The following is a 23,919-nucleotide window of genomic DNA, read 5'->3' on the forward strand; positions in this document are numbered from 1 at the left end:
ATGGGAGACGTTATTGATATATATGGTTTATCACCTTTGCAAAAAGGAATACTGTTTCATACTTTATACGATCAAGATGATGAACATTCTTTTTCCTATATTGTACAAGTAGGTTTCTTGCTCGGGGGGCAATTGGATGTTGATACTTTTGAAAAGGCTTGGGAATATGTTATTAATCGACATGAGGTTTTACGTTCAGTATTTGTATGGGAGGAAGTAGAAAAGCCACTACAAGCGGTTTACCAACGTCTTCCTTTTACTATTCATCAAGAGGATTGGAGCACCTATCCACATGAGGAAAGGGTGAAGAAATTACAACAGTTTTTGAATGTAGATCGTAGAAAAGGATTTTTATTGGATGAAGCACCATTGATGAGAGTCACTGCGATTAAAGAAGCAAAAGAGGAAACGAGAATTATTTGGACACATCATCATATTTTGCTAGATGGATGGAGTGTGTCATTGGTCTTTAGTGAAGTGATGGAAGTTTATCTCAAGATGATAAAGGGAGAATTATTGACTCTTCCTAAATCTCTTCCTTATAAAAAATATATCCAGTGGATAAATAAACAAGATCAAAGTCAAGCAGAGGAATTTTGGAAAGAAGAATTAAAAGGGTTCTATGCACCTACGCCATTAGCAATGGAAAGAAAGGATCAAGGACAAGAGAAGGGCTATGGAGAGTGTGTTTATCAAGTATCTGAGAAACTTACTGAGAAGTTACAAGAGTGGGTACGAAATAGTCGATTAACGTTGAATACGTTAGTACAAGGTGCATGGGCTTATTTGATGAGTAGGTATAGCGGTGACAGTGACGTCGTATTTGGCGTAACTAGCGCTGGACGTCCTACTGATTTAATGGGAGCAGAGAATATGGTGGGGCTATTTATTAACACATTACCTACCAGAATTCGATTAACGGATAATACATCAGTAGTAGATTGGCTTCGTAAAATACAAATGAAAGAAATGGAACGAAGACAGTATGAGTATAATTCGTTGATAGATATTCAAGGCTGGAGTGAGGTTCCGCGAAATAGCTCCTTATTCCATACCTTGTATGTGTTTGAAAATTATCCAATTCAAGGTGAGAGAAATGATGATTTAAGATTACTAGATGTTACAAGCACGGAACAAACAAATTATCCTTTAACACTCATTGTAATGCCCGGTAAGAAAATTACTTTAAAGTTGATGTATGATCGAAGCTATTTTAATGAAGAAACAATAAATCTGATTCAGAATCACTTATTGCAAATATTAATTCAGATGACGAAGAGCCTAGATTCAAAACTATTTGAAATTACTCATTTAACAGAAGAAGAACAGATACAGTTACTAGAGGAATGGAATCATACTCAATTTAATTATTCGGCTGAAGGCATGATTCATACGATGTTTGAGGAGCAAGTTAAAAAAACACCGGAAGCAATCGCGGCTAGTTACGAAAATGAACAAATTACCTATAAAGAGTTGGAGAAGCGTGCAAATCAGCTAGCTCATTATCTACAAAAGCATGGTGTAGGCCCAGAGTCTCTAGTTGGAGTATATATGGAACGTTCATTACAAATGATGATAGCGTTATTAGGTATTCTAAAATCAGGAGCAGCGTATGTTCCACTTGACCCTACTTATCCAGAGAGTCGACTTCGATATATATTAGAGGATGCTGGAATCGAAGTACTAGTGACGGAAGAGGATTCTAAAAATTTGTTTGTATCTGAAAATATAGAAACGATTTGTATGAATAAAGATTACACTGCAATTGAAAAAGAAGAATCAACCCCATGTATAAGTGGTGTAACAGGAGAAAATTTAGCGTATGTTATGTATACTTCAGGATCTACAGGGAATCCAAAGGGAGTAATGATTGAGCATCATTCAGTAATTAATTATCTAGAATGGATGCAACATAAATATCCGCTTTCTGAAAAGGATGTGGTCTTGCAGAAAACGCCATTCTCATTTGATGTCTCTGTTTGGGAATTGTTTTGGGGCATTCACGTTGGTGCAAGTGTATCTTTCCTACCTCCAGGTGGAGAAAAAGATCCTTCTATTATAGCTGAAGTGATTAAACAACATCAGGTTACTATAGTTCAATTTGTACCTTCGATGTTATCTGTTTTCTTAGACCACTTCAATCATATTGAATTGAACATGAATTGTTCGTCCGTACGCCATGTATTTTCTGGTGGAGAAGAACTAAGTTCAGGGTTGGTTAGACGATTTCAACAGAAATGGAATTATAGTGGACAAGTGAAATTAACCAACTTTTATGGGCCAACTGAAGCCACTATTTATGTGAATGCATTTGATATTCAGCCTAATCAAGAATTTGTTTCTATTGGGCAGCCAATACAGAACACGCAATTATATGTATTAGACCAAAATCAACGCTTGCAATCAATAGGAATTGAGGGTGAGTTATATATTGGTGGTGCTGGTTTAGCACGTGGATACTTAAATCGTCCGAATCTTACTGCTGAAAAATTCGTTTCGCATCCATATCGATTTGGGGAACGACTATATCGAACAGGAGATTCAGTAAGATATTTAACTGATGGGAATTTAGAATTTATAGGTAGAATGGACCACCAAGTCAAAATGCGTGGTTTTAGGATTGAATTAGGAGAAATTGAAGCGACTTTAGAAAAATGTTCGTTTATTAAAGAGGCTGTCGTATTAGTTAGAGAAGATCGTCCAGGTGATCAACGATTGGTTGCATATGTAATAAGCGATGGAAATACCGAGGAGTGGAGAGAGTATTTACAAAAACAATTACCAAATCATATGATTCCAGCGCACTTTATAGATTTAGAACACTTCCCGCTTACTCCAAATGGGAAAATTGACCGAAAGGCCTTGCCAGCACCTGATGAGCAAGCTATTGAAGATTTAAATGTGCTACCTCGGACGCCATCGGAAGAGCTTATTGCCTCGGTTTGGAGTCAAGTGTTAGGAACAGAAAATATTGGCATTCAGGATTCCTTCTTTGAACGTGGTGGGCACTCACTACTTGCTACTCAAATTGTCTCTAGATTGCAAGAAATGTTCCAAATTAAAATTCCATTACGTGAACTTTTCAAGCACGATACAGTGGAAGCATTGGCGAAACGAGTGGATCAGTTACGAAAAGAAGATAAAAAACGAGAGGTTGCTCCTCTTGTACCTATGAAACGAGAAGAAGTTATCCCACTTTCCTATGCGCAGAAACGTCTATGGTTTATTGATCAATTAATGCCAAATAGTGCTATGTACAATATTCATGCAGCGTGTCGCTTAACAGGTGAATGGTCAATTGAAGCATTGGAGGTCGGATGGAATCAATTGTTGGAGCGTCATGAATCATTAAGGACGACAATTCTAGAACAAGAGGGTGAACCTTTTCAACAAGTTCAATCTCATGTGTTCAGGCATATTCCTCAAACGAATCTAACAGATCTTTCTTTGGAAGATAGGGAAAGAGAAATGAAACGCCTTATTCAAAACGAGGCGGAGGAACCATTTCATTTTGGACAAGGTCCTCTGATTCGAACACGAATATTGAAAGTGGACAGGGAAGAATGGGTTCTCATTTGTACGATGCATCATATTATTTCAGATGGATGGTCAATGGGAATCTTACTTGAAGAATGGATGGCTTTTTATGAAGGAGCACTAACCGGAAAACCAGTGGAATTGAAGGAGTTATCTATCCAATATGCAGATTTTGTTATGTGGCAGAAGGAATGGCAAAAAGAGGAGAGTTTGAATCAGCATCTTCAATATTGGAAGGAAGAATTATCTGGGGAACTACCGGTTTTACAATTACCGATGGATCGTCCTCGACCTGCAGTTCAAACCCATCGTGGTGCAAGTCAGTCCTTAATAGTGGCGAATTCCTTACAGGAAAAGCTCAAAGATTTAAGTTTGCAAGAAGGATGCACTTTATTTATGACATTGATGGCAGCGTATCAAAGCTTCCTTTCTCGTTATACAGGACAGGACGACATTATAGTTGGAAGCCCCATCGCTAATCGAAATGTGAAAGAGATTGAGGGATTAATAGGATTCTTTGCAAATACGTTAGTTTATCGAGCTGATTTCAGTGGAAATCCGACGTTCCAAGAACTATTGTCGCAGATAAGAAAAAAAGCACTAAAAGCATACGAGTATCAGGACATCCCATTTGAGAAAGTGGTAGAATCCGTAAAACCTGAACGGAATACAAGTCATTCACCAATATTCCAAACTATGTTTACTTTACAGAATACGAAACAAGAGTTTCTTCAGCTATCCGAAAGACAAATGGAACTCATGGAAAGCCATGTTTCTGTTGCCAAATTTGATTTGAGTTTATTTGCTTCTGAGACGGAAGAAGGATTATCACTAACCTTTGAATATAATACTGATTTGTTTAATGATACAACCATTAAACGTATGGTAAATCATTTTGAACATTGGTTAAATCAAATTGCCTCTTATCCAAAATGTTTATTATCAGAATTGAATATGTTATCGAAAGTGGAATATAAGCAACTACTAGAGGAATGGAATGAATCAGCCGTTATAGATATAGAAGATAGTACGATTCATACAATGTTTGAAGAACAAGTGGAAAAAACACCAGAAGCAATTGCAGTAGTGTGCGAAGATGAAGAACTAACATATCGAGAGTTGGACGAACGCTCGAATCAGTTGGCACATTATTTACAAAAAAATGGTGTAACATGCGAAACATTGGTTGGGATTTGCGTTACACGTTCATCCGAGATGATTGTCGGTCTCTTAGGAATTATGAAGGCGGGAGGAGCATATGTCCCAATTGATCCAGCGTATCCGGAAAGTCGACTGCAGTACATTTTAGAAGATGCTCAAATAAAGGTACTGGTGACACAGGAAAAGTTACAACAAAAAATGGTTATACCTACATTCGTTAACGTCATTTGTATTGATCGTAATCGAGCAGAAATAGAACAAGAAGTTACTACGGTATGCACGAGTGAAGTGACGGGTGATAACTTAGCCTATATTATCTATACTTCAGGTTCCACGGGAAATCCAAAGGGAGTAATGATTGAGCACAGGAATACAGTAACAATGATTCATTGGGCGCATCATACGTATTCTCGAAAGGAATTAGCGGGAGTATTAGCTTCAACTTCACTATCTTTTGATTTATCCGTTTTTGAAGTATTTGTTCCCTTAACGATGGGTGGTAAGGTGATTGTCGCTGAAAATGCTCTACATCTAGACAAGTTGTCTACCAAAGGTGTGACTTTGGTTAATACTGTGCCATCGGCAGCAAAGGAACTGGTTCGAGCAAAAACAATTCCTTCTTCAGTAAAGGTAATGAATTTGGCTGGAGAACCGTTACCATATCCGCTTGTTCAAGATTTATACGAGAGAAGTACGATTGAGAAGGTGTTCAACTTATATGGACCGTCTGAAGATACTACGTATTCCACGTATCTGGAATTAGAAAAGGGTGTCATGCATAGGGTACCACCAATTGGTAAACCAATCTTCAATACAGAAGTATATGTATTGAGTGCTGAACAAAAAATGGTTCCAATTGGTGTAGTTGGTGAGTTGTACATTGGTGGATCAGGGTTAGCACGTGGATATTTAAAACGCCCTGACTTAACGAAAAATCGATTTATACCGCATCCGTTTAAAGAAGACGAGCGAGTATACCGGACTGGAGATCTAGTAAGGTATTTGCCGGATGGAAATTTGGAGTATGTTGGACGAATTGATCATCAGGTGAAAATTCGTGGGTTCCGGATTGAACTAGGAGAAATCGAAGCGGTATTACAAAAGCATACATTAGTTAACGAAGCTATTGTGATGGTGCGGGAAGATTATCCTGGCGATCCACGTTTGATTGCCTATGTTGTAGGAGACGGTGATTCTCAAAAGTGGCGTGATTATCTCAAGGACCAACTACCAAATTATATGATTCCATCCTATTTTGTTGGATTAAATGCATTTCCACTCACTCCTAATGGAAAAATTGATAGGAAGGCTTTACCAGCACCAGAGAAGCAGGAGATAGCGAGTTGTTATATTGCTCCTCGTACGTCTACGGAAAAAACAATTGTTTCGATATGGCATGAAGTTTTAGGCATGGAAAACATCGGAATTCAAGATTCGTTTTTTGAAATTGGTGGACATTCATTACTTGCTACGCAAGCTGTTTCCAATCTTAAAGAGGCTTTTGGAATCGAGATACCATTGCATGATTTATTTATGTTTCATACGGTGCAGCAATTGGCAGAACAGATTGATCAATTGCTCGATAACAAAAATCAAGAAATGCAGAATGATAGTAAGGAGAATATAAGCCTTCAAGATTATATTCAAAAAGAAGCAGAAGTGAGTAATGATGAAGAATTACTGGAACTGCTTAAGCAATTAGAAGAGTTATCAGAGGAAGAAGCACAAGGGATATTTGAGAGTAATTTGATTGAGGAAGGGGTAAAAAAATGAGAAGTGATTTACTTGCAAAGCTGAGTTCACTTTCTCCTGAGAAGAGAGCATGGCTTCAGAAGCAAATGCAAAAAAAGGAGAATAAAGAAGCACTCCCGTTGTCTTATGCACAACAACGTTTGTGGTTTATGGACAGATTTAACCCAAACAGTTCTTTATATAATATTCCAACCGTATGGCATCTAAAAGGAAATTGGATACCTGAAGCATTAGAGAAGGGATTCAATCGACTCATTGAACGTCATGAATCATTACGAACTGTTTTTAAAGAAATAGGAGAACAGCCTGTGCAACAAATTGTCGAATTCCTTCCTAGAGCATTACCTGTAAGGGATTACTCTCAACTTCCTCTAGAAGTAAAAGAAAAAGAGGTAGATAGTTTAATTGCGAGAGAAGCGCAAGAACCATTTGATTTAATGAATGGTCCTTTAATTCGTAATCAGCTTGTTCAATTAGAGAAGGATGAATGGTTATTACTGTGTACGATGCATCATATTATTTCTGATGCTTGGTCCATTGGTATATTCATGAATGAATTCCTTGCTTTCTATGAAGAAGAAACGGGCGGAAATCCTGCTAAATTAAGTTCATTATCTATTCAATATGCAGACTTTGCGAAGTGGCAAAAGGGGTGGTTGCAAGGTGATGTGCTAAATCGTCAGCTTACGTATTGGCAGGAAGAATTGTCTGGTGAGCTTCCTATCTTACAACTGCCAGTGGATCGACCTCGACCGGTTAAGCAGACTTACTCTGGGGCTGCGCATCATGTGATTTTTCCTTATAAATTGCTCAGTCAATTGAAGGATATAAGTCGACAAGAAGGATCTACTTTATTTATGACTTTAATGGCCGCATACCAGAGCTTTCTTGCTCGTTATACGGGACAAAAAGATATTCTAGTTGGTAGCCCGATTGCAAATCGGAACCATAAGGGAGTAGAAGGGTTAATTGGTTTCTTTGTTAATACGTTGGTTTATCGATCAGATTTGAGTGGCACCCCTACTTTTCGGGAGATTTTGAACCAAACAAAGAAAAAGGCGTTAAAAGCTTACGAATATCAAGATATACCATTTGAAAAAGTGGTAGAAGCTGTGCAACCTGAACGAAGCATGAGTCATTCTCCTATATTTCAGACCATGTTTACGCTACAGAATATAAAACAAGAACGACTAGATTTGCCTGATAGAAGTATTGAAATGGTAGAAAGTAATATGTCTATTGCTAAATTTGATTTGAGCTTAACTGCCTATGAAGTGGAAGAAGGTCTATTCGTCTCATTTGAATACAACACGGATTTATTTGATAGTAGTACCATTGCACGTATGGCAGGACATTTTGAGAACTGGCTAAATGAAATCACGTATCATCCAGATGAATCATATACAAAGCTGTCAATGTTATCGGATACTGAGCAAAAACAACTCCTAGAAGAATGGAATGATACGGACGTAGTTTATGGTCATGATTGTATGATTCATGAGCTATTTGAGCAGCAAGTTGCACGGACACCTGACGCAGTGGCGGTAGTTTATGAGGGTGGAAAGCTAACGTATCAAGAACTAAATGAAAAATCGAATCAATTGGCACATTTTCTACAAAAACGAGGTATCGGACCTGAATCATTGGTTGGTATATGTATTGAACGTTCTCCTGATATGATTATCGGTCTCTTTGGGATTTTGAAGGCAGGTGGGGCTTATGTCCCACTGGACCCAAGTTATCCTGAAAACCGCCTGAGATATATTTTGGAGAATTCACAAATTCAAGTGCTGTTAACAAAAGAGGCACTACAGGACTGGTTACCTAAAGATATTCAAGCAATTTGTTTAGACCGGGATCAAGTGATGATTTCTAAAGAGAGTAATTTAGCTCCGGTAAGTGGAGTAACAGCAAATAACTTAGCCTATATTATATACACTTCGGGTTCGACGGGAAATCCAAAGGGGGTAATGATTGAACATCATTCCGTTATCAACCGCCTACAGTGGATGCAGAAAAAATACCCATTGTCCGAGGAGGATACAATCCTACAAAAGACACCGTTTTCATTTGATGTTTCTGTATGGGAATTATTTTGGTGGTCATTTGTAGGAGCACGTGTTTGTTTACTTCCACCAGGAGGAGAGAAAGATCCTGCGGTGATTGAGGAGTATATTGAACGATATCGCGTGTCCACCATACACTTTGTTCCGTCGATGTTATCTACTTTCTTAGATTATATGGAACTATATAATTCGAAAAGGGATGTATCGTCTTTAATTCAAGTTTTTACTAGTGGAGAAGCGTTAAACACTGAGCATGTTCGCCGGTTTAAGGGGATCTTTTACAATGTTCAGCAAACAAAGTTAATTAACTTGTATGGTCCTACTGAAGCGACTGTGGATGTGACTTATTACGATTGTGATTTAGAAAAAGAAGCAATGATTATTCCGATTGGTCGTCCAATTGATAATACAGAGTTGTATGTGTTAGATCAATATCAACAAGTGGTCCCGATTGGTGTGGCAGGGGAACTTTACCTTGGAGGAGTAGGATTGGCACGTGGCTACTTCAATCGACCGGATTTAACTACTGAACGTTTTATTCCGCATCCTTTTAAGGACGGGGAACGATTATATCGAACGGGTGACTTGGTGAGATATATGAATGATCGTAACTTAGAATATATTGGAAGAATAGATAACCAAGTTAAAATTAGAGGATTCCGAATTGAATTGGGAGAAATTGAAGCAGCTTTACATGATCACTCATCTGTAAAAGAGGCAGTCGTGTTGGTGAAGGAAGAACGACCAGGAGATAAGCAGTTAGTAGCTTATGTAGTGGGTGAAGGGGATGCTGGAGAATGGCGTGAATATCTCAAGAAGCAATTACCACATTATATGGTTCCGGCATACTTTTTCCAAATTGAAGGTATGCCACTCACTCCAAATGGTAAAGTGAATCGGAAAGCATTATTGGAATTAGAAGAACAGTTCATAAGTGAAGATATTACTTCATCACGAACACCAGTGGAGGAGCTCATCGTTTCCGTTTGGAGCCAAGTGTTAGGAATAAAAAATATTAGTGTTCAGGATTCCTTTTTTGAAATCGGTGGTCATTCACTACTAGCTACTCAAGTAGTGTCACGTTTACAGAGAATTTTTCAAATCGAATTACCAGTACGTGAACTATTTGAATATACAACGGTGGAGTCACTGGCAAAGCGATTAGAACAGTTACGTAAAGGAGATAAAAAACGAGAGATTCCGCCACTAATACCAATGAAACGAGGAGAAGCTATTCCACTATCTTATGCCCAACAACGTTTATGGTTTATTGATCAATTTACACCTAATAGTGCCCTTTACAATATGCCAATGGTATGCCGTCTTACAGGGAATTGGCTACTTGAAGCATTGGAAACGGGATGGAATCAACTAATAGAACGTCATGAATCACTGCGGACGGTCTTTCAAGAGGTGAATGGTCAACCCGTACAGCAAATTGAACCGTATGCTTTTCAATCAATTCCGAAAACGGATTTAACTATGCTTTCTTCTGAAGATCAAGAAGAAGAAGTTAAACGTTTAATTCAACAAGAAACAGAAGTACCATTTGATTTAACAGAGGGTCCATTAATCAGGACAAGTATTTTGCACGTGGGAGAGGAAGAATGGATACTCCTTTGTACTCTACATCATATCATTTCAGATGGATGGTCAATGGGAATCCTACTTGAAGAATGGATGGCATTTTATGAGAAAGTAACGGATGGAAAGGTAGCGGAACTTGAACCATTACCGGTTCAATATGCCGACTTTGCTCAGTGGCAAAAAGGATGGTTAAAGGAGGAGGTGCTTGATCAACAACTCCAATATTGGAGGGAAGAATTGTCTGGGGAGCTTCCTGTACTCCAACTTCCTGTGGATCGCCCGCGTCTCGCAATACAAACTCATCACGGGTCGACATACACTATGGTTCTGCCAAGCACGCTACATGATAAATTGAATGAACTTAGTCGAAAAGAAGGGGCTACGCTCTTCATGACGCTTTTAGCTGCATATCAAAGCTTTCTATCTCGTTATACGGGACAAGAAGATATTCTGGTCGGAAGCCCAATTGCGAATCGGAATTATAGAGAAATTGAAGGACTAATTGGTTTCTTCGCTAACACGCTGGTTTATCGAGCTAATTTGAGTGGTAGACCGACATTTCAAGATGTACTGTATCAGGTTCGTCAAAAGGCATTGAAGGCGTATGAATATCAAGATATTCCATTTGAAAAAATTGTAGAAGTTGTGCAACCGGAGCGAAGTACAAGTCATTCGCCAATTTTCCAGACTATGTTCATCTTGCAAAATATGAAACAAGAGTTACCGGTGTTATCTAGTAGAAGTATTGAAATGATAGAAAGCCATATTCCAATTGCAAAGTTTGATTTAAGTGTAATGGCAGTTGAGACGGAAGAGGGATTACTTTTTACTTTTGAGTACAATAAGGATTTATTCAATGCTACTACTATTGAACGGATGGCAGGACACTTTGAGAAATGGCTACATGAAGTTTCTCATCGCCCACAAAATCCGTTGCATGACCTGAGCATGCTATCAGAAACCGAGCGTACTTTGTTATTAGAAACATGGAATGACACTGTAATGGAAATGTCTCATCAGGGTCTTATTTGCGACAAATTTGAGGAGCAAGTAGCAAGGCGTCCTGATGCGATTGCGATAGTTGATCAAACAAAACAGTGGACTTATGGTGAATTGGATACACAAGCAAATCAGTTGGCAAATGTTTTACAGCGAAAGGGAGTAGCCCCAGAGTCAGTGGTAGGGGTTTATCTTCCGAGATCAGCTGAGCTGATGGTAAGTTTACTAGGCATTTTAAAAGCTGGTGGAGCTTATGTCGTTTTAGATCCGTTGTATCCAAAATCAAGGTTAGAATACATGATTGAAGATGCAGGAATTCAATTTGTAGTGACGGCGGAAGGACAAGACGGACATTTCGCACACGTCGAAATGGTGAGGTTAGAAGAATTAACGGTGGAAAGCGTAATCGCACCTACACGTCAAATAAATCCAGAGAACTTAGCCTATATTGTTTATACCTCTGGTTCTACAGGAAAACCGAAGGGTGTAATGGTTGAATATCGCTCATTAATGAATATGGTTTATTGGCATCAGGAAGTTTATCATATTTCAGCAGAGGATCGTGCGACTCAGATTGCAGGGGTTGCTTTTGATTCGGCTGTCCAGGAGATCTGGCCGTATCTAACTGCTGGCGCAGCACTCTACTTGTCAACAGAGGAACTGAGAATTAATCCAGAAGCACTAAGGGACTGGCTCATTGATTCACGAATAACAGCTAGCTTTGCACCTACGCCTATTCTGGAAAGGCTCTTGAAATTATCTTGGCCAGATAAAACGGATCTTCGTTTTATCATTACTGGTGGGGATCAATTAACGCAGTACCCATCTAACGATATTCCTTTTGCGGTAATTAATCAGTATGGTCCATCGGAAAATACCGTTGTTACCACAGATTGTTATGTACCTGTAGGAGTGACAACAGGTACGCCATCGATTGGTCGACCGATTGCAAATACAGAAGTTTATGTGTTAGATTCTCATCTTCAGCTAGTACCAATTGGCGTAATTGGAGATCTCTATATTGGAGGGAAGAGTCTTGCACGTGGATATGCTAATCGTCCGGATCTTACAAAGGAAAAATTTATTCCACATCCTTTCAAGTCAGGAGAACGTCTCTATTATACAGGAGACAAAGCAAGTTATCTTTCTGATGGTAATCTCCAGTTCCATGGACGTATAGATGACCAAGTAAAAATTCGTGGTTTCCGGATTGAATTGGGAGAAATAGAAGCTGTTTTGCAGGCACATTCTTCTGTGAAAGAAGCAGTTGTATTGGTACGAGAGGATAATCAAGGTGATAAGAGATTAGTAGCTTATGTAGTTGGTGAAGGAAGTGTCCATGAATGGCGAGAACATCTACAAACACATTTACCAAATTACATGGTTCCAACAAACTTTATTGAGATGGAATTTTTATCACTTACACCGAATGGAAAACTTGATTTGAAGGCATTGCCTATACTTAGTGAACAATCCGCTGAAAATACTGTATACCCAAGAACTCCGCTGGAAGAACTTATCGCTTCAGTGTGGAGTCAAGTGCTAGGAATAGGAGACATTGGTGTTCAGGATTCTTTCTTTGAGCTTGGTGGTCACTCTCTACTTGCTACACAAGTGGTCTCACGCTTACAGGAAGTCTTTCAAATCAAATTGCCAGTACGTGAACTGTTCGAATATTCAACGATCGAGGCATTAGCGAAACGAATGGATCAGTTACGTAAGGGGAATGAAAAACGAGAAATTCCACCATTGGTGCCGATGGAACGTGGAAATAATATTCCACTATCTTATGCCCAACAGCGCTTATGGTTTATTGATCAATTTGCACCTAATAGTGCACTTTATAATATGCCAATGGTATGCCGTCTTACAGGGAATTGGTTACCTGAGGCATTGGAGTTGGGATGGAATCAGTTGATAGAGCGTCATGAATCTTTGCGGACTGTATTTTATGAAGAGGATGGCCATCCTGTGCAGCAGATTCAACCGTACGTTTTCCGTCCGCTTCTGCAAATGGACTTAACTAAGCTTTCATTAGAGGAGCGAGAAAGAAAGTTGGAGCAATGGATTCAAACTGAAGTCGAATCTCCATTTGATTTAGAACAAGGGCCATTATTCCGTGGGAAACTCATAAGAATTTCAGAAGAAGAATGGGTTCTTCTGTGTAATATGCATCATATTATCTCGGATGGGTGGTCGATGGAAATCTTGCTTCAAGAATGGATGGCATTTTATGAGAATGCGATTGGTGAAAAACAAGCAGAGCTGCAACCACTACCAGTTCAATATGCCGATTTTGCTCAGTGGCAAAGAGACTGGTTGAAAGATGAAGTACTATATCAACAGCTTGCATATTGGAAGGAAGAATTATCTGGTGAGTTACCAGTCTTAATGTTGCCAATGGATCGTCCGCGTCCGCCAGTGCAAACCCATCATGGATTAACTCATAATGTTTTGTTGTCACGCTCATTACTGGATAAATTAAACGAACTAAGTCGTCAAGAAGGGGCCACACTTTTCATGACCTTATTGGCATCGTATCAAAGTTTCCTTGCTCGTTATACGGGACAAACGGATATTATTGTTGGTAGCCCAATTGCAAATCGAAATTATCAAGAAATTGAGGGGCTAATTGGTTTCTTTGTCAACACTTTGGTTTATCGAGCTGATTTAAGTAATGCACCGGCATTTCAAGAGTTGTTATCTCAAGTACGGATAAAAGCATTGAAGGCGTATGAGTATCAAGATGTTCCGTTTGAGAAAATTGTAGAGGTTATCCAACCTGAACGAAATACAAGCCATTCTCCGATTTTTCAAACCATGTTTACTTTGCAAAATACGGGACAGAAGCTACCAGAACTACATGGAAGAAATATAGAAGTAATGGAAAGTAATGCTCCGATCGCTAAGTTTGATTTAAGTTTAACTGCTGCAGAAGTGGAAGAGGGTTTATTACTTACTTTTGTTTATAGAACTGATTTATTTGACAGCTTAACTATTGAATCCATGGCTGAACATTTTGGGAACTGGTTGAATGTAATCGTGGAGAATCCTGATAAATCATTAGCTAAGTTGCCTATATTATCAGGATTACAGCAAAAACAGTTGGAGGAGTGGAATAATAATACTGTAGCATATCCACAGGAAAGTACGATTCATCAGCTGTTTGAAGAGCGAGTAAATCGTACACCTGATGCGGTAGCAGTGGTAGATGAAAAACAGCAGTTAACATATCGAGAGCTGAATGAAAAAGCTAATCAATTGGCCCACTATCTTCAGCAATGTGGGATTGGGACTGAATCATTAGTTGGAATTTGCTTTGAGCGTTCAGTTGAGATGATTGTTAGTATTATGGGGATCTGGAAGGCTGGAGCAGCCTATGTTCCATTGGATCCATCATATCCAGAAAGTCGCCTACGATATATTTTGGAGGACACTGGAATTCAAGTATTAGTTACGAACGAGTCATTGGAAGATTGGATACCTAAAGAAATCAAGATAGTTTGTCTAGACAGGGATCAAATAATGATTTCACAAGAAAGCATTCTTTCACCAAAATGTGAAGTAACAGGAGAAGACTTAGCGTATGTTATCTATACTTCAGGATCAACGGGGAATCCAAAGGGTGTCTCGATACAGCATCATTCTGTACTAAACTTGTCGTATGGTTTACAAAAAGAGGTTTTCGAACATGAGATACCATCTAACATGCATGTCGGTTTAAATGCGTCAATTGCCTTTGATGCATCTATCCAGCAATTACAAATGCTGCTTTATGGTTCAAGTTTGTATATTATTCCAAGCGAAGTACGAAGTGATCCGGAGCAGTTTGTAGCTTATATTAGGGAGAACAAGTTAGAAATCTTTGATATAACACCTTCATTGCTTCAATTACTTATAGATGTCGGATTGTTAGAAACGTGCGATGGCGTTCATGTTCCAAGTAAGGTACTGGTTGGTGGTGAAGCAATTATGCCGTCATTATGGGAACAGCTAGTAGAGACTGATAAAATCCAGTTTTATAATGTATATGGTCCTACAGAATGTACGGTTGATGCAACATGCTATCATATCAAGAAAGATAGTAAGAGAGTAACAATTGGACGTCCATTGCCTAACATCCAAACTTATGTATTAGATAGAAATAGGTTGCCAGTTCCAGTTGGTGTAATGGGGGAACTTTATATCGGAGGAGCAGGTCTAGCAAGGGGGTACTTGAATCGTCCAGAGTTAACATCCGAACGATTTATTTCTCATCCATTCAAAGAAGGCGAGAGGTTATATAGAACAGGTGATCTTGTGAGATATCTTCCTGATGGTAATATAGACTACTTAGGAAGAATGGATAATCAAGTGAAGATTAGAGGATTTCGAATTGAACTTGGAGAGATTGAGTCGACTTTACAAGAGCATGACTTAGTAAAAGAGGCAGTTGTAATGGTTAGGGAAAATCAGTCGGGAGATAAGAGGCTGGTAGCTTATGTAGTGGGCGAAGGCAGTTTAGAAGAATGGCGAGAGTATCTTAAAACAAAACTGCCAATCCATATGATACCTTCCTACTTTGTCGAAATGAAAGAATTACCGCTAACCATAAATGGAAAGATTGATCGGAAATCGTTACCTATACCAGATTATCAAGGAACACAAGAAGGATACGTGGCCCCAAGAAATGAACGTGAACATAAGCTTTCTATCATTTGGGAACGTGTGCTAGGTTCAAAACGTATTGGTATGAATGATAACTTCTTTGAAATTGGTGGAGATTCAATTCTTAGCATTCAGATTGTCTCGCGCGCGAAGCAAGTTGGTTTACAATTGACACCAAAACAAATATTTGAACACCAAACAATTGCTGAGTTGGCGCAAGTAGTCAAAGAAGAACAAGGTGTACAAGCTGAACAGGGAATTATAACTGGAGAGACGATACTTACACCTATTCAGCAAAGGTTTTTTGCACAAAATCATCCTAACCCACATCATTGGAATCAATCCATGTTCTTTAGAACGAAAGAGAAATTGGACATAGGATCACTGGAAAAGGCGGCAGGTAACCTTCTACTTCATCATGATGCTCTGCGTTTAAGATATGAACGTTTACCTAATGGGGTTTGGAAACAGTGGAATGAAGGAATAGAAGAACAATTGATGCTTACTGTCATTTCATTAGACGAAGTGCCGGAAGCTGATTGGCATCAGGTTATTCAAAAAGAGATTAATATTGCACAAGAAAGTTTGAATTTACATGATGGTCCGCTAATGAGAATGGTGTATTTTGATGAAGGTGAGCACGCTGGCCGATTATTTTGGACAATTCATCATTTAGCCGTGGATGGTGTTTCTTGGCGAATTTTATTGGAAGATTTGCAAACAGCATATACGCAAGTAGTCCAAGGGCAGAAAATTCAATTACCTATGAAGAGTACATCTTTTAAAGAATGGTCGGAGAAATTACATCATTACGCTGAAACTGGCCTATCAAAAGAAGTGCTACATTACTGGGAGGAGCAGGCTGAACAAGACGTAGTTAAATTGCCGGTAGATGGTACTATAAGTAATCCAGTAAGCGCAGTAACTGAGGAAATTACTGTGGTGTTAAATGAGAATGAGACCCGTATGTTATTGCAAGAGACTTTAAGCACTCACCGTGTCCAAATCAATGAAGTATTATTAGCAGCATTAGTACAAGCTACGGCAGCATGTACGGGGCAGCCGATATTGAGCGTAGATTTAGAGGGACATGGTCGAGAAGAGATTATTGAAGATGTTGATTTATCGAGAACTGTGGGATGGTTTACAAGTATTTACCCAGTTCATTTAAATATTACTAGTGCTAATACGCCAATTGAAGCATTAAAAGCAGTTAAAGAACAAGTTCGCAAAATTCCTAATAAGGGTGTTGATTATGGGGTGTTGCGTTACATGAACGCAACAATGTGTGAGCAATTAAGCTCCCAATATACACCGTCTATTAGTTTTAACTATCTTGGACAATTTGACCAAATGTTTTCTAGCGATGCAATGTTTATTCCGGAGAACGAATTTAAGCGTTTAGATCATGCTGCCGGTTCCAAGCGATCGCATGTAATTGATGTAATTGGGGTTGTAACGGATGGAAAACTTCAATTCACTTGGGTATACAATGTTGGACAATTTGCCAAATCAACGATTCAAAGTATTGCACAGAATATGCTATATCAACTGAGTACATTGATTCAATTTTCAGATAGAGAATCTGCACTGACCATTTCGGATTTTGCAATGGCTAATCTTAGCCAAGAAGGTTTGACAAATGTACTAAACAAAATGCATCGCGGAAAGAACAATCAGATTACTGATTTATATCCACTATCACCTTTGCAAGAAGGTATGATTTTCCACACATTGCATGACCAAGGGGATGAACATGTTGCACCGTATATAGTGCAATTGAGTTTTATGATTCGAGGAAAAATGAATATTCCTACATTTGAGCAGGCGTGGAAATCTGTAATTCAGCGGCATGAAATTTTTCGTACAGCATTTGTATGGGACGAAATTGAAGAACCTGTACAAGTGGTGTATGAAAATATCCCATTTAAAGTGAATAAAGAAGACTGGCGTACAATGACAAGTGAAGAGATAGAGGAAAAAAGAAAAGTCTTTTTGGCATTAGATCGAAAACAAGCCTTCCAATTTGATGAAGCACCATTGATGCGGGTAACAGTCATTCAAGAAGGTGAGGAAGAATATCGGATTGTTTGGACCCATCACCATATTTTACTGGATGGATGGAGTTTACCATTAGTATTTAATGAATTACTTACAGTCTATCAGAAGAGAATGAATGGAGAAGCTGTGAAGTTACCTAAGTCCTCACCATATAAGAAATATATCCAATGGTTAAGAGAGCAAGATAAGGAGCAGGCGGAACAATTCTGGAGAGAGAAGCTAAAAGGTTTTACTGCGCCAACTTTGCTGGGCTTAGAAAGTAAAGAGGAAGAAAAAGGTTACACAGAGAAGGTTACGTATTTATCAGAAGAGCAGACTCAAGCGTTACAAGGATGGGCGAAACGCAATAAACTTACTTTGAGTACAGTAATTCAAGGTGCATGGGCATATCTCATGAGCCGATATAGTGGAGAAAATGACATTGTTTTTGGTGTAACAAGCTCAGGGCGTTCTACGGAGATTATTGATGTTGAAAACATCGTAGGTCCTTTCATTACAACGTCACCGACGCGAATTCAATTGATGGATGATATAAAATTAATAGATTGGTTGCAGAAGATACAAGAGGAAGAGATAGAAAGAAGACAATATGAGTATGCTTCTTTGACAGAGATTCAGGGGTGGAGTGAAGTTCCTAGAGGAATACCGCTATTCAATAGTTTATATGTGTTTGAAAATTATCCAGTGAAAGAGGAGTCTTCAGAAAATCTGGAAATTGGTGAATTGGAAGGGGTAGAACAAACCCACTACCCATTAGGGTTAGCTGTAGTTCCAGGAATCCAGTTATCGTTAAAGTTAATGTATGACCGTAGTAAGTTTAATAGAGTAACCATTGAACGAATGCTGGGTCATTTACACAAAGTGTTAATGCAAATGCTCAAAAACATTGATCAAAATCTATCGGAGCTAGTATATATTACGGAAGCTGAACAAAGAAAGCTATTGGAAGAATGGAATAATAATACTATATCCTATCCACGTGAGAATGCAATCCATCAACTATTCGAAGAGCAAGTAAATCGTACGCCTGACGCGTTGGCAGTGGTAGATGAAAAACAGCAACTAACATATCGAGAGCTGAATGAAAGAGCTAATCAATTAGCCCATCATTTACAGAAATGTGGAATTGGGACAGAGTCATTAGTTGGCCTTTGCTTTGAGCGTTCAGTTGAGATGGTTGTTGGTCTCATGGGAATTTGGAAGGCTGGAGCAGCCTATGTTCCATTAGATCCATCGAATCCGGAAAGCCGCCTACAATATATTTTAGAAGACACAGGAATTAAAGTGTTAGTTACAAATGAAGTATTACTAGGCTGGATTCCTAAAGACATTAAGACAGTTTGCCTAGATAGGGACCAAGCAATGCTTTCTCAAGAAAGCAAACTTTCACCAATATGTGAGGTAACAGGGGAAAACTTAGCGTATGTTATCTACACTTCTGGTTCGACAGGGAATCCAAAGGGAGCTTTAGTACAGCACCATTCTGTAATAAACCTATCATATGGTTTACAAAAAGAAGTTTTCTCACATGAGATACCTAGTAATATGCGCGTTGGTTTGAATGCATCAATTGCCTTTGATGTATCTATTCAGCAATTACAAATGCTGCTTTATGGTTCAAGTTTATATATTATTCCAAGTGAAGTTCGCACTAATCCAGAACAATTTGTGTCCTATATTAGGGAGAATAAATTGGAAATGTTTGATATGACACCTTCATTACTTCAATTACTAATAGATGGAGGATTGCTAGAAATAAGTGCTGATGTTCATGTACCAAGCAAGATATTGGTCGGTGGTGAAGCAATCATGCCGTCATTATGGGAACAGCTAGTAGAGACTGAAAAGATTGATTTTTATAACGTATACGGTCCTACAGAATGTACGGTTGATGCAACATGCTATCATATCAAAAAAGATAGTAAGAGAGTAACAATTGGACGTCCGTTGCCGAACGTTCAAACTTATGTATTGGATAAAAATTTGTTACCTGTTCCAGTTGGTGTAACAGGTGAGCTATATATTGGGGGTGCAGGTATAGCGAGAGAATACTTGAATCGCCCAGAATTAACAGCAGAGCGATTCATCTGTCATCCATTTAATGAAGAAGAGCGTTTATATCGTACGGGAGATTTGGTTCGTTATTTACCTGATGGTAATTTAGATTACTTGAGAAGAATTGATAATCAAGTGAAAATTAGGGGCTTTCGTATTGAACTTGAAGAGATTGAAGCGAGTATAGAGAGGCATCCATTGGTAAAAGAAGCAGTAGTTTTGGCAACAGAGGATAAATTAGGAGAGCAGAGATTGGTTGCTTATGTAGTTGGAGATGGTAGTATGCATGAGTGGCGTGAGTATCTCAAGACACAAGTACCAAATTATATGGTTCCCGCACACTTTATTAAGGTAGACGAGATTCCTCTTACAACGAATGGCAAAGTTGATCGAAAGGCATTGAACAATTTAACTATTCATAGAGAAAATAACTTCTCTACACCAATCATTCCAAGGGATGAAATTGAATATCAGTTGATTAAAATCTGGCAGGATGTGTTACAGATAGAAGATGTCTATGTAAATGATGATTTCTTTAATAGAGGAGGACACTCTCTCCTTGTAATTAAATTAGTTTCAAAAATTAGGGAGAAGTTTGGAAAAGAGATTAAGGTTTCAACATTGATTAAGAATCCAACATTGGAAGGAATCGCATGCCTTATTCGTGATAAGCATGATATGACGAAATCAGTAGCAGCGCTAGTTCCACTACAAGAATCAGAAAAAAGCCCTTTCTTCTGTGTTCATCCGTTTATGGGGAATGTATTCTGTTATATTCAACTAGCAAGATTACTTAAGAACCATTGTTCATTTTATGGTTTACAGAATCCTCTTATAGAAAAGGAAGAAATTGATGAATTGACCTTGCCGGAACTAATTCAACTTTACATTGAAGAAATCAAACGTGTTCAGCCAGAAGGCCCATATCGTCTTGGAGGATGGTCTTTAGGCGGTGCAATTGCTTATGAAATCGCAACTGTGCTAAAGAATCAAGGTGAGGAAGTTGAGTTGTTGATACTAATGGATACTAAAGTACCTTCAGAGCAAGATCGTAAAACAAGGGAGGATATGCTCTCATATATATCTGAACATTTCATTCCTAGAGATCTTACTGAGCAGGAAGAAGGGCTCGTTCATAAGCAAGATATGCTTGTGGAGCGATTAATTATGGAAGGAGTACTCCCGCCTGATGCAAATCTTATGAATTTGAAGCAAGTTATCAATGCTCATAGGAAATGCCTGAACTTAATGGCAGAGAATGATTTGATACCATACTTTGGAGAAGTTATCTACTTTAGTGCTGAGGAAGGAAAAGAGTTGTTTACAGATTGGGGACCTTTATTAAAAGGAAGAGTAAATAGGTATTCAGTCCCTGGATCACATGAGGAAATAGTAGACTTCCCCGCAGTTGAAAAGATAGCTAAGTACCTATTAAATGAATTTGAAGGGATAAAAGAAACATCCCTTTCATTAACTGAAAAGTAGAGAGTGCAAAAGATGCAACGCTATGAATGAAAAGGGGAGACCAATAACTGCAAATAAAGTGTAGGCAATAATGAATATATCAAGAGTATTAATTTTTAAGAGGATAATGGAAAATTTACTTGATAGAGACATAGAAACCTATATGAGTTGCTCATAGAATGATGTAAATCCTCTCTATTTTTTGTAATAGAAACTAATGCTTTGATGATATTATTGAGGAAAGGTGTATATTTTCATTGATATGTAAATATGCACCTTTTCTATTGTATTTGCAATTTAATAAAGTTAATTTGAATTTATGTAACGCACATATATGAAGCCATCTTTAAAAAAAGGAAGTGATTTATCATACACATTCAAGCTGTGAAAATACCAAAGAATATTGAAAGTCATTTGTTTAAGCAACTTAGTAACTTGGTTTCAAATGAGAAGAAAGAACGAATGAAGCGTTTATTAAACTCATGCGACGTTAATAGGACACTGATAGGGGATTTACTAATCCGATCTCTAATCTGCCAAAAGTATAAAATTAATAATGAAGAAATTAGATTTAAATATAATGAGTATGGAAAACCTTTTGTTGAAAATTTTTCTGACTTTCATTTTAATCTGTCACATTCAGGAGAATGGGTGGTTTGTACTACTGCTAATTTTAATGTGGGTATTGATATAGAAAAGGTTTCAGAGATAGAGGCGCTTAAATTAGCAAAAGAATTTTTTTCAGCGGATGAATTTTATGATATATCTAATATGAATTCTGATGAACAAATTAACTATTTTTATGATTTATGGACATTAAAAGAAAGCTATATAAAAACGATTGGAAAAGGGCTTTATACCCAATTAAATTCATTCTCTATAAAAAAAGAATCACGAGCTTTAATTTTATACAAGAATATACCTAAGAATTTTTACTTTAAACAGTATAACATTGATCCAAATTATAAGTTATCTGCTTGTGCAACAAGGGATGAATTTCCGCAAGAGATAATAATTAAAGACATTTATGCAATTTTCCAAAAAATATACAAATTTGAAAGTAAGGAGAAAATCAATGCAGAAGACTAAACTTTTTTGCTTTCCACATGCTGGAGGATCTGCTTTTAGTTACGCAAAATGGAAAAATTACTTTAATCCATATATTGAGGTAGTTCCGATAGAGTTAGCTGGTAGAGGATATAGAATTGAAGAAAACTTGTACCAAAGTATGGAAGAGGCAGTAAATGATGTCTACAATAAAATAGTTATGCAGATAGATGATTCGCCCTACATTCTATTCGGGCATAGCATGGGAAGTTTGATCGCCTATGAAGTAGCCAGAAAAATAAAAGATTCTAAAAACGTATCGCCTGAATTTCTTGTTTTGTCCGGTAGAAATCATCCAAATAGTAAAATAAAAAATATCAGACATAATCTTTCTAATGAGCAATTTAAAAGAGAAGTTATTGCAATGGGAGGTACACCATCTGGGGTACTGCAATCAGAAGAATTAATGGAGATTTTTCTCCCTATTCTAAGAGCAGATTTTAAAATCGTTGAGACGTATATTCATGACAAAAATACACAACCATGTGATATTGATTTTCTTATATTTAATGGGGAAAATGATGAATTTACTACATATGATCAAGTAATAAAATGGGAACGATACACAAGTAAAACGTGTACTTTTCATTCTTTTGAAGGTAATCATTTCTTTCTAAATGAAAATATTGAAGAAATAGCAAATAGTATTAAAAGAAAGTTAGATTCTAAAAGATTATCAAATAGTTTTTAGTTTTTTAAGTATACTCATAGCTAACAAAGAAAAATATGAAAGATGAAAAATACAGGCATTGCTGAAATTTTATTGAATATATGCATAGAATCCTAAACGAACTGTTTAAAGGCAGAGACTCTAAGCAAAATGTATATGAATTAACTTTAGTTTAAGTTGGCTTTACCTATAATACCATTTAGAGTCTTTATTATACTTAGTACAAAGTACATAACAGTTAGGGATGCTGTATGTAAAGCTAATGAATATGTGAAGTGAAAAGGTCGACTCTTATAATTATGAGTGGGCCTTTTGGTTTTATGGATATCAAATTAGTGAGCAACATTTCAAAGCGTATCTTGTGATATAACTAAGTAGATTTTTTTAAACAAGGGGATGATGAGATGAATAAATTGAAGGGGAAAATTGCATTAGTAACAGGGGCTAGTAGAGGGATAGGTCGAAGTATTGCCTTACATTTGGCACAGGCTGGTGCGTTAGTCGTTGTTCACTTTAGTAAAAGAAAAGAAGAAGCAGAAAGTGTAGTGGATAAAATTAAAAAAGATGGCGGTTCCGCATTTGCGATTCGTGCAGACTTAAGTACTTTTAATGGCATTAATAAATTGTATTCAATGATGGATCAATCTCTTCAAAAATATATAGGTGATACTACATTTGATATCCTTGTAAACAACGCTGGAATTGGGCAGGTGTTAACGATAGAGGAATCTACGTTTGAAATATATGTAATGTTTAGATACCTAAAGGAGTCTACGTTTTTTAGTAGGGTCTTTCTAGCTAATGATAAGGTAC

4 protein-coding genes and 1 pseudogene are annotated in these 23,919 nt (G+C 37.7%); all 5 read left to right on the forward strand.

Going from position 1 to position 23,919, the window contains the following annotated elements; translation table 11 throughout:
* Nucleotides 1–6,471: a non-ribosomal peptide synthetase gene (locus N2V80_RS11910; RefSeq protein ID WP_000503037.1), complete on the forward strand. Its 6,471-nt coding sequence runs from the start codon at nt 1–3 to the stop codon at nt 6,469–6,471.
* A complete protein-coding gene (locus tag N2V80_RS11915; RefSeq protein WP_061655512.1) occupies nt 6,468–21,350 on the forward strand; it encodes a non-ribosomal peptide synthetase in 14,883 nt (4,960 codons plus the stop codon). Before N2V80_RS11910 ends, N2V80_RS11915 begins: the two co-directional genes overlap by 4 nt.
* 363 nt (nt 21,351–21,713) lie before the next feature.
* Entirely contained in the window at nt 21,714–22,418 is a 705-nt protein-coding gene (locus N2V80_RS11920) for a 4'-phosphopantetheinyl transferase family protein (RefSeq protein WP_000701220.1), read from the forward strand.
* Nucleotides 22,405–23,127 (forward strand): thioesterase II family protein, encoded by a 723-nt coding sequence (locus N2V80_RS11925; protein ID WP_001172949.1) that lies wholly within the window; start codon nt 22,405–22,407, stop codon nt 23,125–23,127. The genes N2V80_RS11920 and N2V80_RS11925 overlap by 14 nt, the downstream gene beginning before the upstream one ends.
* Nucleotides 23,128–23,510: 383 nt before the next feature.
* A pseudogene (locus N2V80_RS11930) lies at nt 23,511–23,852 on the forward strand (SDR family NAD(P)-dependent oxidoreductase); the annotation flags it as partial.
* Nucleotides 23,853–23,919 lie beyond the last annotated feature (67 nt).

Source organism: Bacillus sp. FSL W8-0640 (genome assembly GCF_038007725.1).
In the GTDB taxonomy this organism is placed as follows: Bacteria; Bacillota; Bacilli; order Bacillales; family Bacillaceae_G; genus Bacillus_A; species Bacillus_A cereus.

Bases quoted from the DNA above. Each gene is read 5' to 3' on its own strand.
- N2V80_RS11915 (WP_061655512.1), top strand. From the start codon at position 6,468: ATGAGAAGTGATTTACTTGCAAAGCTGAGTTCACTTTCTCCTGAGAAG.
- N2V80_RS11910 (WP_000503037.1), top strand. From the start codon at position 1: ATGGGAGACGTTATTGATATATATGGTTTATCACCTTTGCAAAAAGGA.
- N2V80_RS11925 (WP_001172949.1), top strand. From the start codon at position 22,405: ATGCAGAAGACTAAACTTTTTTGCTTTCCACATGCTGGAGGATCTGCT.